At 44.4% G+C, this 15,415-nt stretch carries 17 protein-coding genes; 13 read left to right on the forward strand and 4 right to left on the reverse strand.

Features of this window, described 5'->3' with window-relative positions; genetic code table 11:
* Window positions 1-108: 108 nt before the first annotated feature.
* Window positions 109-546, reverse strand: coding sequence for a PH domain-containing protein (locus Q9R36_RS11995; protein ID WP_311225180.1), 438 nt, complete (start codon window positions 544-546; stop codon window positions 109-111).
* A gap of 180 nt (window positions 547-726) precedes the next feature.
* Complete coding sequence (locus Q9R36_RS12000) at window positions 727-1,917, reverse strand: MFS transporter (protein ID WP_101548566.1); 1,191 nt, start codon at window positions 1,915-1,917, stop codon at window positions 727-729.
* 107 nt (window positions 1,918-2,024) lie between these two features.
* Between Q9R36_RS12000 and yeiL the strand changes: the two genes are divergently transcribed.
* The 7 genes from yeiL (at window position 2,025) to Q9R36_RS12035 (ending at window position 6,951) form a co-directional block, all read left to right on the forward strand.
* The gene (gene yeiL / locus Q9R36_RS12005) at window positions 2,025-2,720 is read left to right on the forward strand and encodes a transcriptional regulator YeiL (RefSeq protein WP_311225181.1); all 696 of its coding nucleotides are present in this window, start codon (window positions 2,025-2,027) and stop codon (window positions 2,718-2,720) included.
* A gap of 185 nt (window positions 2,721-2,905) precedes the next feature.
* Window positions 2,906-3,373: a hypothetical protein gene (locus Q9R36_RS12010; RefSeq protein ID WP_022544611.1), complete on the forward strand. Its 468-nt coding sequence runs from the start codon at window positions 2,906-2,908 to the stop codon at window positions 3,371-3,373.
* A 167-nt stretch (window positions 3,374-3,540) separates the two neighbouring features.
* Window positions 3,541-4,563, forward strand: coding sequence for a serine hydrolase domain-containing protein (locus Q9R36_RS12015; protein ID WP_311225182.1), 1,023 nt, complete (start codon window positions 3,541-3,543; stop codon window positions 4,561-4,563).
* 152 nt (window positions 4,564-4,715) lie between these two features.
* Entirely contained in the window at window positions 4,716-5,120 is a 405-nt protein-coding gene (locus Q9R36_RS12020; RefSeq protein ID WP_311225183.1) for a hypothetical protein, read from the forward strand.
* A gap of 35 nt (window positions 5,121-5,155) precedes the next feature.
* The gene (locus tag Q9R36_RS12025) at window positions 5,156-5,716 is read left to right on the forward strand and encodes a cysteine hydrolase family protein (RefSeq protein ID WP_311225184.1); all 561 of its coding nucleotides are present in this window, start codon (window positions 5,156-5,158) and stop codon (window positions 5,714-5,716) included.
* Between the two features lie 151 nt (window positions 5,717-5,867).
* Window positions 5,868-6,191: a TIGR04104 family putative zinc finger protein gene (locus Q9R36_RS12030; protein WP_311225185.1), complete on the forward strand. Its 324-nt coding sequence runs from the start codon at window positions 5,868-5,870 to the stop codon at window positions 6,189-6,191.
* Between the two features lie 61 nt (window positions 6,192-6,252).
* Complete coding sequence (locus tag Q9R36_RS12035) at window positions 6,253-6,951, forward strand: hypothetical protein (RefSeq protein ID WP_009794626.1); 699 nt, start codon at window positions 6,253-6,255, stop codon at window positions 6,949-6,951.
* A 398-nt stretch (window positions 6,952-7,349) separates the two neighbouring features.
* Here Q9R36_RS12035 and Q9R36_RS12040 read toward each other — a convergent pair whose 3' ends face one another.
* Window positions 7,350-8,762 (reverse strand): VWA domain-containing protein, encoded by a 1,413-nt coding sequence (locus tag Q9R36_RS12040; RefSeq protein ID WP_311225186.1) that lies wholly within the window; start codon window positions 8,760-8,762, stop codon window positions 7,350-7,352.
* 200 nt (window positions 8,763-8,962) lie between these two features.
* Here Q9R36_RS12040 and Q9R36_RS12045 point away from each other — a divergent pair, with 200 nt between their 5' ends.
* The 3 genes from Q9R36_RS12045 (at window position 8,963) to Q9R36_RS12055 (ending at window position 10,330) form a co-directional block, all read left to right on the forward strand.
* Window positions 8,963-9,418, forward strand: a complete 456-nt coding sequence (locus tag Q9R36_RS12045; protein WP_009794624.1) for a GNAT family N-acetyltransferase — start codon at window positions 8,963-8,965, stop codon at window positions 9,416-9,418.
* 131 nt (window positions 9,419-9,549) lie between these two features.
* Complete coding sequence (locus Q9R36_RS12050; protein ID WP_009794623.1) at window positions 9,550-10,023, forward strand: GNAT family N-acetyltransferase; 474 nt, start codon at window positions 9,550-9,552, stop codon at window positions 10,021-10,023.
* 115 nt (window positions 10,024-10,138) lie between these two features.
* Entirely contained in the window at window positions 10,139-10,330 is a 192-nt protein-coding gene (locus Q9R36_RS12055) for a superinfection immunity protein (RefSeq protein ID WP_009794622.1), read from the forward strand.
* Window positions 10,331-10,979: 649 nt separating this feature from the next.
* On the opposite strand, the gene glnA is transcribed toward Q9R36_RS12055, so the two are convergent.
* Window positions 10,980-12,326 carry a type I glutamate--ammonia ligase gene (glnA, locus tag Q9R36_RS12060; protein ID WP_311225187.1) on the reverse strand — a complete coding sequence of 449 codons (1,347 nt, stop codon included), beginning with the start codon at window positions 12,324-12,326 and terminating at the stop codon, window positions 10,980-10,982.
* Between the two features lie 78 nt (window positions 12,327-12,404).
* On the opposite strand from glnA, the gene Q9R36_RS12065 reads away from it, so the two are divergent.
* The 3 genes from Q9R36_RS12065 (at window position 12,405) to Q9R36_RS12075 (ending at window position 15,389) form a co-directional block, all read left to right on the forward strand.
* Window positions 12,405-12,539 (forward strand): PH domain-containing protein, encoded by a 135-nt coding sequence (locus Q9R36_RS12065; RefSeq protein ID WP_311225188.1) that lies wholly within the window; start codon window positions 12,405-12,407, stop codon window positions 12,537-12,539.
* 102 nt (window positions 12,540-12,641) lie between these two features.
* Window positions 12,642-13,130 carry a hypothetical protein gene (locus Q9R36_RS12070; protein ID WP_148949996.1) on the forward strand — a complete coding sequence of 163 codons (489 nt, stop codon included), beginning with the start codon at window positions 12,642-12,644 and terminating at the stop codon, window positions 13,128-13,130.
* A 138-nt stretch (window positions 13,131-13,268) separates the two neighbouring features.
* The gene (locus Q9R36_RS12075) at window positions 13,269-15,389 is read left to right on the forward strand and encodes an MMPL family transporter (protein WP_148949995.1); all 2,121 of its coding nucleotides are present in this window, start codon (window positions 13,269-13,271) and stop codon (window positions 15,387-15,389) included.
* Window positions 15,390-15,415: the final 26 nt, after the last annotated feature.

The following is a 15,415-nucleotide window of genomic DNA, read 5'->3' on the forward strand; positions in this document are numbered from 1 at the left end:
AAAGTCCCGGCAGCATAACATGCTGATTGAGCCCAGGTTTATTTGAGATAACTTCTAGAAATTAAATGAAGATGCAGAGGGATTTTCACAGGTGAAGTAGCTTTTGGTCTACTTTTTTATTTGAATATGGGGTTTCTTCATTTTTAATTCACTGATAAATCCATCTAAGTTCTTAGGTGAAATCTGTATTGTATTATATTTTCCATAGTTGACTTCAATTCTATCTATGGAAAGCGAGGGAGCTGTAAAAGGATTATTTGTTTTTCTAATGCTTCGAATCTCACTAATGTCGATTTCCTTCTTATAATGGCCAGATTGTATTTGGAGAGAATCGTTTTTTATTGTATATCCGGTTTTGAACCAAATCCATAATAAACAGAAACCAACTGACCAGAGGACAACTATCTTTATCCATTGTTTATCAAGGAATTCAGGTGTCAGCCATACTCCGAAATCAGGGGAAAATACAGGCGGGATAATAAAAAGAAAAGCAAATAGCCAAATAAGTATGGTCAGCCAGGAGTCCTTTCGGGACGGAAAATACATACAAGCACCTCCATGTTTTATTACGAATGAAACATGATAAGGTTTCAAGAGTACTTGAGTCTTATCAATCTGCCTGTACCTGGTTAAAGGTGGATTTTTGAATATTTCATTTTAAAAGCAGCTTGGCCTGCTGCTTTTAAAATAAAAGAAACCTGGACGCAACGTCCAGGCTTTTCTCTTTTAAGCACCTTTTACAGCAGCATGGACGCCAGCAATATTTTGCTTATGCGCCATCCTCCGATAAACCAGCGCCACAATCAGCGAAGGCACCGTACACACCAGCATCCCGAGGAAGGCATATCTTGGCTCAATCTCATACAGGTATCCGCCAAAGATGGTGAATACTGCCGTGCTCCAGCTGAGGGCGAGCGCAGAGTAGATGCCCTGGGCGATCGGGACATCCTTCGGCGGGATGTACTGAATCATGTATTTCATGAATGCATAATGCCCCATGGCGAAGGAGAGAGCGTGCAGCAGCTGCGACACCGAGAACATCGCTACATTCGGGAAGGCGAACACAAGGATCCAGCGAACGGTGCTGCCGAGAGCCGCTAGTGCCAGCAGGGAACCGGGTGAAACATTGCGGAAGACGCGGTCGGCGACAAGGAAGAACAGGATTTCTGCGACGACCCCAATATTCAGGATCGCTCCGATCATGTATTTCGGCGCGTCGATTTCCTGCAGAAAAATGTAGCCATAGTTGTAATAAGAGGCATGTGCCGCCTGCAGCAGGATGACGATCACGAGCACAATCCCGAAGTGCTGGGCCTTGAATGGCCTCAGCAGCGAGCCTCTGCTCCTGGCGTCCGCCTTTGGCTTCTGGGACAGCACATCAGGAGCCTGCATCATCCCCAGGCAGGTTAGCATAAATACACCGAATAGCAGCCCCCAAAGAATGAAGCCGTCCCCGAACCGGCCAGTGAACATCGTCAGGATCAGACCGCTGATAATGAACCCCAGAGATCCCCATGAGCGGCTCTTCCCGTAATTCTTCAGCTGCTTATGCTGCACAAGCACACCGGCAGCCGTGTCCATCGCCGGCATCAGGGTCGGATAAAAGAAGTGCAGAAAAAGAACTGCAGCAAGCAAAGTCGAATACGAATCAGCCGGGATGCAAAGCAGCAGGATAACGAAAGTCCCGATGCCCATTCCATTGATCAATACCTTGCTGCTGAATTTCCCTGACAGATAGGGGAAGGCAAACAGTGTTGACAAGCCGCGCACTACAAGCCCCAGGCTCATAATCAGGCTAGCCTGGCCAACCGTCATTCCCTTTGTATGGATCATCCATCCGGTCCAATAGGGAAGAAAGATCCCCCAGGTAAAAAAGAAACTAAAAAATTGTCTACTCATCCAGCGTTGTGAATTCATCGTTCATTCCTCCAATGATTGCATCATACCAAGAGGAAAAGTAAAATAATATGAGATATCTCATACTTTGAGGTTGTTTTGAGAGAAAAAGGAAGCGGGGATGCAAAATGAAAAAAGTTCAGAAGAAAGAAAAGCAGCGTCACCTTGAGAAGCACAGCATTGCCCATCTTTTCTCATTTCCTATCGAAGAAGGCATCGAAGTCCACGAATACCAGCGCGACGAATGGATCATACGCGAAGGTATGCGCCCTGATTACCTCTTTTATGTTATCGAAGGAAAAGCCAAAATTTACATCACCTATCAAAACGGCAAAGTCTCTCTCATCAATTTCATTAACACTCATGACTATATCGGCGAGATGGAGCTTTTGCATGAGGTCTACTACACAAAAGGCATCCAGGCCTCCACCCGCACCATCTGCTTTGCCATTCCCCTAAACCAATACCGTAATCAAATGCTCGAGGACACGCTATTCCTGCGTGAACTCACCAAATTCCTCAGCCTCAAAGCCACCAATATGGCTGCTAAATACTCCCAAAGCCTCGCCTTCCCGCTCGAAAACCGCCTTGCAGACTTCATCCTGCAAACAGCGGACGGGGATTTGTATAAAGAGAAGCATGTAACCGTCTGCGACTTCCTCGGAGTTTCCTATCGGCATCTGCTGCATGTACTCGCCCAGTTCTGTGAACAGGGATACCTGCGGAAAGAAGGAATGCGATATCTAGTTGAATCCCGGGGAAGACTGGAGGAATTGGCTGGGGTTTTGAGGAACCAGGGGGACGGGTCCCTTGGCTCTTTTTAAGAATGGGCCAGGGGGTCTGTCCCCCTGGTTTTTATGTTCCATGTGAAACAATCCTGCTGGGCAATTTTGGTGGTAAGAGCAACTTTGCAACGAGAAGTCCTTTTGCAATCAGTAACTGGATTTTTTCCTCTTATCTGGATACCTTATAAAGATAGGAACCGCTCAGGGTGAGGTGAAGTTCATTTATGTTATCGAGGCGGCATGTGGTATTTAATTTATCGATCATTATGATTCCTTGGTTTTCGCTGCTGTTTATCGGTAAGCGCAGCTTCAAGCGATATGGAATTGCAGGCGCGATCATCAGTATATTTGAGATAACGAACCATCTTTATGGACGTCATAAAAAGTGGTGGAAATTTTATGATCAGCCTAAATCATTTATAAGGGATGAATTGCCATTTGATATAGGTCCTTATATGCCAGTTTCTCTGTGGATCCTTAAATATTCATACGGCAATTTTAAAAAATTCATCCTGCTAAATGCTCTTTTTCATGTGGTTTTCGCATGGGTTTTCCTGCCATTTCTCAAGAAGGTAAAGATTGTCCGCCTAACTCGTATCAGCTATTTCCAGTTCTTTCTCTATATCCACTATAAAGCGTATTTATTGTATGCTTTACAACATTTAATTGAGAAGATGCGTTTTAGCCGGTAGAATCTTGAAAGCTGGCGCGGCACTGCCTTAAGAGGAGGTTATCCGTTTGTCTTTATCACACTGCTAAAAGCCTGTTACCAATGAGGGGAACAGGCTTTTTTTTATATGGTAAGAGAAAGTACTTTCCACTAAATGGTATAATGATGTTAAAAAAACAGGGGTGCGGAATGGGACATAATCTCATCAACGTAAAGGAACGGATGGATTATTATCAGGTAAAGGGGCTGAGTCTGGCGCTGATTGAAAATGGCCAGATCAGCAGGCTGGAGCAATATGGGCTGTTGGAAGCGGGAACTGACAATGCTGTGCAGGAAGAATCTATATTCAATGCCTGCTCAATAAGCAAGTTCCTGACAGGAATGCTGGTGATGGTGTTAGCGGAACGAGGGGTTCTTCATTTGGATGAGGATATCAATCACAGGCTGCAAAGCTGGAAGGTTCCTGATAATAGGGTCACTGTGGAAAAAAAGGTCACCCTGCGCCAGCTGCTCAGCCATCAATCAGGAGTGGTGGATCCGGCGGGAAGTTTTATGGAGTTGGATTTTAGAAACGAAGCATCCTCAATGGCTGAGCTGCTGGAAGGAAAAACAGCATATTGCAGTGTCCCCATAGAGGCGGCATATGGGCCAGGGAGTGAATTTCATTACTCAGATGCCGGCTATTGCATTGTGCAGCTGCTGATTGAAGATGTGACTGGAAGATCATTTGAGGAGCTCGCATATGAGTTGATTTTTGAGCCATTAAAAATGGAGAACAGCTCTTTTCCAAGGATGATTTCGGGTAAGAATTATGCTTGCGGACATGACAAAAATGGACAGTTGATTGAGGAAAAGTACTCTGTTTATCCATATCCAGCGGCATCTGGGCTATGGACAGCCCCTGCTGAATTAGCCGGGCTGGTTATTGAGTTGATGAATGCAATAAATGGTGAGAGCAAAATAGGTCTCTCTGCAGAGAAAGCAAAGGAAATAATCCAGCAGCAAGGCAAAGACTGGGCAGGTCTAGGTGTGTTTTTAGACGGATCGGATAAAGAGCTTGAACTCTCCTCTCTTGGATGGGGAGTCGGCTTTCAATGTATGATAGCTGCTTATCCATATAAGGGGGCCGGCCTTGTCATCATGATGAATACGGACTCGGGGGTTCATCAGATGAAGGGGATTATTGGGGAGATTTATCGATCTTTATTTTGAATCAGTAGGCTGCTTACGGCCTTTACATACTTAAAAAAGGTGCCTGTACCCAAATTGGGGACAGGTTCTTTTCATTCACCGGCTCCAAGAAGGAAATCCACCTCTCCCTGCCGAAATAGAGCTTTAAGCGGAAAATGAAAGTGAGGATGACAATGCTTGAAGTCTATAATCGCTTAGACGAATTCACCAAAATGCATGATGAATTTATTCGCGGCTGGAGCCATGCTATGAACTCAGGGGATACATCCCTGGCAGAAAAGATGGCCGATGATTATTATGTGGCCTTTTTCAATGGCGGGAATGAAAAACCAGTCTTTTTCACTAAGCAAGAAGCGGTAGACGGCATGGGACAATCGATCAGGTATTTTCTTGGGGCGGAGAAGAGGTTTGAAAACAGGGTCATCAGACTAAGAAATAACGAAAATGCAGTCGTGTTTTATGAACAGTTGATTGTGAAGGATGGGGAGATACTGGCAAGGTTGTTTACCATTGAAAATTGGGGCCTGATTAACGAGAGATGGATGGTTACAAGGGAGATAGAAGAAGCAGTTAATTAGCCAACATCATTTTATGTTTGAGAGGGGAAATCATTTTGAAGCAGACATTATTGGTGATTGATGCCCAGCAGGCATTGATTGACGGAAGTCATGGTGAGAGCAGTCCGGTTTTTAATAAAGAGCAGCTGATCCGAAATATCAATCTGGTTATTGGCAAAGCAAGGGAAAAGGATATTCCGGCTGTTTTTGTCAGAGACCTTGATATTGCAGGAGGGGAAGGAGAAGGATTTCAAGTCCATAACGGGATTCAGGTTCCTGAGGATGCGGTGATTTTCAATAAGACGGCCACTAACTCCTTTCATGGGACAGGGCTCTTAGAGCATTTGCGTGCCCAAGAGATTGAACATCTTGTGATTATGGGCTGTGCCACACAGTACTGCATTGACACTGCGGTCAGAACGGCGACAGTCAGCGGCTTTGATGTCACTTTAGTAGGTGATGGCCATTCAACAGCGGACAGTGACGTGCTGCCGGCCGAACAGATCATCAAGCATCATAACAAGACCTTGCATGGCCATTACAATGTGGAGCATTTCTCCGTTGTCAGGAATGCCGAGGAGGATCTGTTCAGTCCTATTCATGATTCACATAGGTAAGAGCCAGGGGGACAGGTCCCTTGGCTCTTTTTGAGGTTGGGTCTAGGGACCTGTCCCCTTGGCTCAAGTCAGGCCATGGGACCTGACCCCCTGGCTCACAACAGCTTCGAGCGCTCAGAAGGAATTGCAGATGGATAGTGGAGGTTAAAGAATGGGTGTTAGCTATTTGCAAAACTGTAAGAAATGCCATGCTCCATTCAACTGGCGGAAAAAATATCGTATTTTATGGAGAGAAGTAAACCAGCCAGTAATATGTGACAACTGTGGCTCTGAACACTATGTAACATTGGGGGGAAGGCTGGTAAATACTTTTTTTGTAATAGGGCCATTGACTATTTTTGCCGGTATCATAGCTCCCTTTGACAACATTTATTTAGACCTCGGCGGTGGAATTCTGCTGGCCTTTTTAGGTTCACTGCTGGTTCCTTATTTTACAATATTAAAAGTTGAAGGTGAAAGTTTGTATTCAGACTAAAGGGGATGCTATAGGTTTTTCTGTATAAATAAAGGCAACGTATCGTTAAAGGGGTGGTTGTTTGGCCAAAAAGCTTAGCGTTTTGTTCATTTTACTGGTTTTCGTATTATCTGCGTGTTCTAGCTTCAAGAATGCAGTCGGCGGATGTCCGGATGCAGAGATATCCTGGGTAGATGTAGTGATGATAAATGGCATTAAATACGAGGGTGAAGATGAAGGGTTATCGGAAGGAGAAGCTCCGGAAAAAGGGCAAAAAATAGGCGAAGTCAGGTATATGTTAGCAGACAACGCCTGTTCCAATCATAAGCTGAGAAATGGTGATGCTGCATTTCTTCCTGTTGGGACAGAAATTTTTGAAATTGCCGGGTACAGATCTGATTTCAGAGTGCTTGCGGGCAATAAAGTTTATCAAGTCAGTGAAAACAAGAAAGCGAAGACAATCTCAGAACTATTAGATATAGAAGGCAAGGTGAAGAAGATGAGCCTTGAAAGCGACTATGATGGGAGTCATGTATCTGATTTTACAGAGCAGGAAACAGTTGATTTCGTTGAAGAATTCCTTTCACTGAAATATGCAGGTTATGATAAAGCTCACAAGAAAATTAACAGTGATAATAGAGTGTTTTTGAGGATCCACCTTATGGATGGTTCGTCTTTTAACTTCGTTTATTGGCCGGATGAAAATGTATTGAATTTGGGTGCTTTTGGGACAGAGGAAATGAAAGAAATTGTGCTTGGCAGAAAAGGGATTGAGGAATAGCGGGAAAGCTTTGAGCCATGGGGACAGGTCCCTTGGCTCTTTTTGAAACTGGGCCAAGGGACCTGTCCCTGTGGCTCTTTAAGGAGGCGGGTATATAGTGAGTAATCCGAATCGAATTAAGATTAAAAATTAATCTAAGTTCCTATTGTTTCTTATCGTAGTCGTCGGCCTCTCATATCTGTTAGTTTATAATTGCCGAATCGATTTGACCTTATATTTCACCAGAAAGATAGTATCACCATAAAGTCGTTTAATCTATTTGGAGTTGCAAAGGACATTTCAACTGTATCATTTCCTGAAGAAGAGGTATGGAAACTCCAGGAGATCGCTTACGAAATAAATGACAAAAAGAATTCCTATGGTTTCCAGAGATGAGCCAAGGGACCTGTCCCCCTGGCTCACCGAATCAACCCCCCGCTCCTGGCCTTCTTCACCCATTCCGGATACTCCTGCATCAGCAAGTCATAAAGCTCTTCTTCCGCTATCGCCTTCGGGTCTTCGACGCTGAAGAAGTCGGCATTGTCGAGGTAGCGCCCGTCCATGTTGTCCAGTTCTTCGAGGAAGGTGAAATCAGATTGGAACATGGCCTTGAAGAATCCGCGCCGGCCTTTCTTTTTGCTTGCGTCGCGGTTGGACTTGCCGATGGCCATGAATTGCCAGAAAACCGGTTCGTAGGAAGAGTTCTGGATGTGATTCCGCGTTTCACGTTCATCAAAGGTGGCGCCATCGGTTACAAACATGACGTATACCGGCATATTACGGGCTTCCGGACTGGAGCGTTTTCCCGCAGATCCAAAATAATGCTGGCGAAGTTCTTTCATTACCTTCCCATAATAAGTGCCGCCTTCGAGCGGATAAGCCTGGTTCAGCCTGTTTACAAATCCATCAAAATTATCAATGGTCAGCTCATCAGCATGATGGGCATTTTGGCCGAAAAGGAAGATATCAATCGAACCATCGTCGTCGAACCTTGTGCCAAGTGCCAGAATCCGCTCGGCAAATTCCTGGATCTTTCCGGAACGGTACAGGCTTGACATAGATCCGGAAATATCAAGGCATAATGCCACCTTGGCGCTATGGTCCTGAAGGCCTGCCTTTTCGAGGGACACCTTCACTTTTTTCGAAAGGTCGAGAATTTTTGGCGCCTTCTGCTCCATCTTCTTTTCCAGCATGACTTTTTTGCTGTTGGCCGGCTGCTGTGTCGGAGCAGGCTGGGTTTGCGCTGTTTGTTGTAATTGGGGCTGGGCTGGTGCTATTCCTGGAGCAGACTGCTGTGCCGGGCCGCTTTCGTCTTGGGCCACTTCTCCGCCAAAATGCTGAAGGAGTGCTGCCAGGCCTCCATCAAAGCCTTTTCCCACCGAGGCTATCCGCCAAATATCCTTCAAGTATAACTCGCCAATTATGATTGCTTTTTCATTTTGAAAATCGCTGCCTGTGAAGCTGTACTGCAAAATGGGCTGTCCGCCTGCTTTCACAGTGAGGGTACCGGATGAAACCATTGACATGGTACCTTCCCCGTCAATTGCCGCCGTAAATACTAGGTTCTTTACGGACGGATGCAGCTTGTCCAAATCGATTTCATATGTACCAGCGCCGCTGCTGTGGGCTTTCATGCTGATTTCCCCGGCAGGTGACTGAAGCTGATTATAAAAGATCATATATCTATCATCTGAAAGCTTTTTATCTCCATCCAGGCCGAAGCATGTAACATCAACCTCCATCCCGGACTGAACCTCAACTGCAACCTCCAGCTGTTTAGAAGAACTAAAGTCATCAAGCATTGCTCTCTCACCGCGCACTAAAAGTCTCATAGAAAAACTCCTTTTAATCTCTTTTTCTGTATTTTACACATTGTGGCAATTCATTTCCATTGTGAGCCAGGGGGACAGGTCCCTTGGCTTTTTTTGAGAGTGGGCCAAGGGGTCTGTCCCCCTGGCGCACTTAAAAATAAAGGGAATTTCAGACAGCATCGAGAATAAATCAGGTTAAGCCTTATAAAGGGGGAATACATATGTATCAATATTTCAATGGATTGGTAATTCGGGAAGGTACTGAGGGTGTTCCAGCTGATGGAGTTGAAGCTCTCTTTGAAGATGCCGGATGGGCAAGGAATACGCCATCCTGGCAGAAAGAGAAGTTTACTTTGATATTCCAAAACTCAACCTGGGCATTTACAGTTTGGGATCAGAACAGAATAATTGCAATGGTACGAGTGATTTCTGACCAGATCATGGTTGCAAATATAATGGATTTGGCTGTTCTATCAGAATATCGCGGAAGGGGCATAGGAAAAAAACTTGTTGAACTATGTGTACAGAAGCTTCCTCATGGAGATTGGTTTGCACATACTTCAGCAAACAATTTCAAATTCTATGAGACCTGCGGTTTTGAAGTGAAAGACTTATCCCAGAATGGCACCTGTGGTTATTATGGATATATACAGGCGCGTAAAGAGGGGCATAGGTAAGAACCGAGGGGCCTGTTCAAACCCGCCCTAAGAGTGCATATATCTCCGAACAGCTGCGAAATCCCAAGTGGCTTTTCTTAAACAACAATAGGGCTGGTTACCTTTAGAAAATCAATGAAAGGTAGAGAAATATGGATATACAAATTCGAAATGCCAATCAAAGTGATTATGAGTCATTGCTGCCTTTATTTAGACAGGTTCATGAATTCCATGTTGATGTAAGACCCGATTTGTACAAAGAAAATTTGGCTCCAGTCGAAAGGGGTTTTTTTCAAAGCCAATTAATCGATGGAAAACACCATATTTTTGTGGCTGTGATATCTAATAAAATTGTCGGTGTTACAGTGGCAAAGGAAGAAGAAGTAAAGGAAAATACTTTTGTTAAGGCGAGGAAGATATTGTATATAAAGAGTTTATGTGTTGCTGAAGCACAAAGAAAGAAAGGTATCGGAAAAAAACTTACTGAATACATTTTCGATCTTGGGAGAAGCCTCCAAGTTGATAGTATTGAACTGGGAGTATCTGAGGAAAATGCATCTGCCATTGAATTTTACAGGTCTATTGGGATGACAACGAAGAGCAGAAAAATGGAGTTTATATTGTAATAGCTGCTGGGTAAGAACCAGGGGGACAGGCCCCTTGGCTCATTTTGAAGTTGAGCCAAGGGGCCTGTCCCCACGGTATCTGCGGACTCAAACAAACTGAAGGGGAAGAGTTTTAATGGAAATTATACCTTTACTTATTGGGGTAGTTTTTTATTTTATCCCTAGCATCATAGCCAAGAGAAAAAATAAGTCTAACAGAGTAGTAATATACTTCATAAATATATTCTTAGGGTGGAGTTTGATAGGTTGGTTTGCAGCTTTATTTTTAGCCGTCAGGAAGGATCAGCGGAATGTATTGGGAAGATAGGACGAAGAGCCAAGGGGTCTGACCCCCCGGCCTTTTTAACCAACCATGCCTACAATCAATAAAATATAAATAATAAGCAATATGAATGGAGCAAGGGCAAAGAACCAGACCGTAGATGCTTTCCAATTCTTCATTCTTTCAGAAACCCAATCAATGAACCATATACTAAGAATAGCGATCAGTGGACCGCGGAATAGCAAGATTAAAAGAATGCCTGCTATAATCAAGACAATCTTGTACTTTTCCCAATTATTAAGTATTTTCTGCCGTAGCTGGTACTTGTTCCAGAGAAACTGCTTAAGGGAAACAAGGACTATGTAAATTAAAACAAGGATGATATAGGCAGCCAGCAGCAGCAGGCTAAATGTTATGGCTCCTTTTTCATCTGAGTCTGTGGACATAACAGTTAAGAATAGGACCAAAAAGATGGTAAGTGGCAAAGAAATGAAAAACAGTATGCCTGTTGCTGAGATTATTCTCCCAATCAGCGATTTAATATTAGATTCCTCCCCGCTCTCAATCTATCTTTTATTTTAATCAATTGGAGTCTCGTAATCACCAATTTTTTACAGAAAAAGAGCTAAGGGGCCAGACCCCCTGGCTCTTTTTGAGACTGGGCCAAGGGGTCTGACCCCCCGGCCCCACATCTTCAAAACTTCATCTGATACCTCTTAAGCTCCCAGTCGTGCACTGTGTTCCGGTATTCCTTCCACTCAGCTCTTTTTAGAGAAATGAACTTCCTGAAAATGTGATCGCCGAGAATTTTTCTTGCGAGAGGGCTGTCTGCCAATAAATCGAGTGCTGTTTCCAGATTGTCCGGTAAGTGGCTGATCCGGAGTAATTCTCTTTTGGATTCGGGCATGCTGTATATGTCTTCATTAATGGGATCGGCAGGCCTTTGCTTTAATCGGATTCCTTCCAGCCCTGCTTCTGCAATCACCGAAAAAGCCAGGTAAGGGTTTGCACATTGATCGGGATGGCGTGCTTCCACTCTGGTTGCGGCTCCCCGTGATGAGGGAATTCTGATCAGGGTCGACCGGTTGCATGTGGACCAGGCCATATAGCAAGGCGCTTCAAACCCCGGGACAAGCCTCTTATAGGAATTGACTGTCGGATTGGTGATGGCTGTAAGAGTCGCAATGTTTTTCATCAGGCCGTTTATGAAATAATAAGTATCTTCCGAGAGTCCGTTTGGATCATTTTCGTTAAAAAATACATTCTGCCCGTCTTTAAACAGTGAAATATTCACATGCATGCCGGAACCGTTCAATCCCTGGACTGGCTTCGGCATGAAGGAGGCGTGCAGGTTGAAGTTTTTGGCGAAATTTTTCACGATCCATTTATATGTGATGGCATTGTCGGCTGATGCCAGGGCATCCATGAACTTAAAGTTAATTTCATGCTGGCCCATTGCGACCTCATGGTGGGAGGCCTCAATCTTGAATCCCATGGCCTTTAAGGTCCGGTAGATTTCCAGGCGGACTTTTTCACCCAGGTCATGGGCCGGTTCGAAATATCCTCCGCTATCCTGAGGAACTGTCGTAGGATTGCCACTCTCATCCATCCCAAATAAAAAGAATTCCAGTTCCGGACCGATGCTGATTGAATAATCATAGCTTGCCGCTTTCTCGACCGTCCTCTTCAGTACATTGCGGGGGTCACCCTCGAATGGGGTGCCATCAGGATTGGCCACGCTGCACAAAAGCCTGGCTTCACTATATCCTTCTTCTATCGACCATGGAATGACGGAAAAAGTGTTTATGTCCGGCTTAAGGTATAAGTCTGATTGGTTGATAGGGCTGAAACCTTGTATGGAGGAGCCATCGAACATGATTTTCCCCTCTAAGGCATCGTCCAGCTGATCAAAGGTAATGGTCACATGCTTAAGGACTCCTTCTAAATCAACAAATTGAAGATGAAGAAGTTCTATATGATATTTTTTCTGGGCTTCTTTTATTTTAATATAATTTTTGTTTTGCTCTGATACCTGAGTCATCGGCACGATCCCCTTTTACTAAAATTAAAAAAGCTGCGGAGAGTATTCTCCGCAGCTTAGGCACAGGTAAACAAACGTGTGCTTGTATGGCATGCCCTTGAAATTTTCAACAAAACAACAGCCTTCGGAAGTATAAAAATTTCTCCAAAAGAGAAAAGGGAGTTTATTGCTGAGTTAAAAAAGCGATGTCCCGGCATCACCATACAAGATTGAAGGAGCCAGGGGGACAGGTCCCTTGACTCACTTTTTGAAGTAGGGCCAGGGGACCTGACCCCTTGGCACTTTCCCCATACCCCAACGTTAGGAAGGTGCATAGTGAATTATTATAGAGTGACAAAATATGATCCTCAAAAAAGGGATGCATACGGCAATTATCTCGATGACAGCGAATGGACTAGCTTTTCAGAGGTAGGCACCAAGGTCGGTGAAGAGGAATACTTGCGTACTGAAACAAACTACATTCAAGCCATCACTGCTTTTATGGATGAGGCGGGCGTGGACAGACTTTATGTTAATGCTCTTGAGATGTGGACGGAAGCGGCAGCGCTCCAGGAGAAACTGCTTTTACTCTCAGATATCTGGATAGGGAAAGCCGTCCGGAAAGAAGAAATCACGGAAATGGCGAGGTTAACCTTGAGGGAAGCTGTCTGGTGTAAATTAAGCTTCAGAAAAGAGTTTTTTGTTCATTTTGGTTATGACTATTATATGTTTATTGGTACGAATAAGGATTGCCCCCAAGCCCGGAGGAATGTCCTGGAGGCGGGGCTGTTTGTTGAGGAGTTTCGATCTCCGTATTTAGCTTGAAGAGTAATTTTATAAAAAGGTGCCTGGTCCCTCTTTGAAGTATGAGGGGCCAGGCGCCTTTTTTGTAAACAAAAGTTGATATTGAATTTATATTAGAAATTTATAATGGGGAGCAAATAATAAAAAGGAGGCTATGTAATGAAAAGATGGCTGACCCCTATTACAGACTGGGTATCAACAAAACGGGGGATGTGGATCACAATCATAGTCTGGCTGGTACTGATGATAGCTTTAAGTGCCGGGCCAAAGCTGGGCGACTATAAAGTGAGTAATTTTCAATCACTCCCTGATGAGGCGGCATCGATAATTGCTGAGAATAAGATAGAGGAGTTATTTCCAAATGAGCAGGGAACCCCAGGAATCCTTGTTTTTCATAATAAATCCGGTGATATTCAATTAGATGAAGTCAATGAGATTGTGAAAGGAATTCTTGCAGAAGATATTAAAGGGATTGATCGAATCGTTGATATCAGCAAGCTTCCTCCCCAGGCATTGGAAGGGTTCATTTCCGTAGATGAATCAACGGTAATTGTCCCGATGGAATTGGAAAAAGGTCTTGGAAGCAAGGATTATTCAGAAATTAACGATAGAGCATCAAAAATCGGCAATGAAATTGCGGATACATTAGAAAGCACAAAATTCTATACTACAGGGCCAGCGGGAATTGCAGGAGATGCGACGAAGCTGTTTGAACAGGCAGATGTCGTGTTGCTGCTAGCAACGATTGTGATTGTATTGGTGCTGCTGATTGTCATTTATCGTTCGCCGCTGCTTGCGTTCATCCCGCTTCTGGCTACGATCATCGTCTACCAGGTGGTAAATCAGAGTGTTGCACTGATGGGGGCTGCCGGGCTGGAAATCAATAACTCGACGACTTCCATTATGAGCATCCTGCTCTTCGCGGCTGTTATTGATTATTCTTTATTTGTGTTTTCCCGTTATCGTGAAGGGCTTAATGAAGTGGAGAGTAAATATACGGCGATGAAAAATGCCATGCGCGCTACGGGTGAGCCAGTCTTTTTCGCGGGCGGTACAGTAATGGCCGCCATGCTGGTCTTATTTTTCGCTAATTTCCGTGATTATCAGAACTTTGCCCCGGTATTCGGGCTGGCCATGTTCTTTATTATGCTTGCTTCCATTACGCTTGTACCTGCGTTATTTACCCTATTTGGACGTAAGGCGTTTTGGCCGAAGGTGCCGAAATATGGGGATAAAGAGGGTCTGAAACACACGTTTTGGAAATCGATTGCAAGGCTGGTGGTCAGAAAACCATGGATTAGCGGCGGTTTGACAGGGATTTTCCTGGTTGTGACAGCAATCAATGTGATGAACATTGAGTTTGAATTCGATACAGTGAAGAAGTTCCCTGAAGATTTGCCGTCCCGAGTCGGATATGAAATTGTGGAGTCCCAGTTTGATAAGGGAGAGCTTGCTCCTTCTACTTTGCTCATTGAAAGCAGTGAGTCCCTGTCGAAGGAAAAGACGGACGAAATCAAAGCAGAATTGGAAAGTCTGGACGGCATCGCATCAGTCCGGAAGGATGGACAAACTGAGGATGGCAATGCTTTAAAGTTGAGTGTGGCTTTATCGATGAATCCCTATTCAAGAGAGGCAATTGATTTTATGGAGAATCTCCAGGAGTCATCACCAGAAATGCTCCGGAATCTTTCTATTGACGGGGAAGCGTATTATGGAGGAGTTACGGCAAAGCTGGTTGATGAGAGAAATGTAAATAATAAAGATATTGTGATGATCATGATCCTTGAAACGGTCTTAATTCTGGGTCTCCTAATAGCCCTTACCCGTTCTATTAAAATGCCTATTTATATGGTGGGGACTATCCTGCTGTCATATGTTTCTGCATTGGGTCTTGGAAGCTTCCTGGTAGATGTTCTGTTCGGTTTCGATGCGATAAGCACCCGCGTGCCTGTTTATGCCTTTATCTTCCTGGTGGCATTGGGAGTGGATTATAATATCATTCTTGTTTCCCGTTTTATGGAGGAGAGAAAGGCCCATGGTGTAAAAAAGGCCCTGGAAATTGCCATGACCAATACGGGCGGAGTGATTTCATCTGCTGGTATTATCCTGGCTGCCACCTTTGCGGCCCTGACAACGATGCCGATTGCTGATTTATTCGTATTTGGCTTTATGGTCGCAGTCGGTATCCTGATGGATACTTTCCTGGTTCGGGGAGTGCTGCTGCCAGCTTTGATATTAGCATTTGAGAAAGATCATCAGACCTCTCATAATAATCAATAGCACAATGGCGAAGGCAGTCCGCCGTA

It is taken from the genome of Bacillus sp. AG4(2022), from assembly GCF_031844465.1.
Classification (GTDB): Bacteria; Bacillota; Bacilli; order Bacillales; family Cytobacillaceae; genus Bacillus_AB; species Bacillus_AB infantis.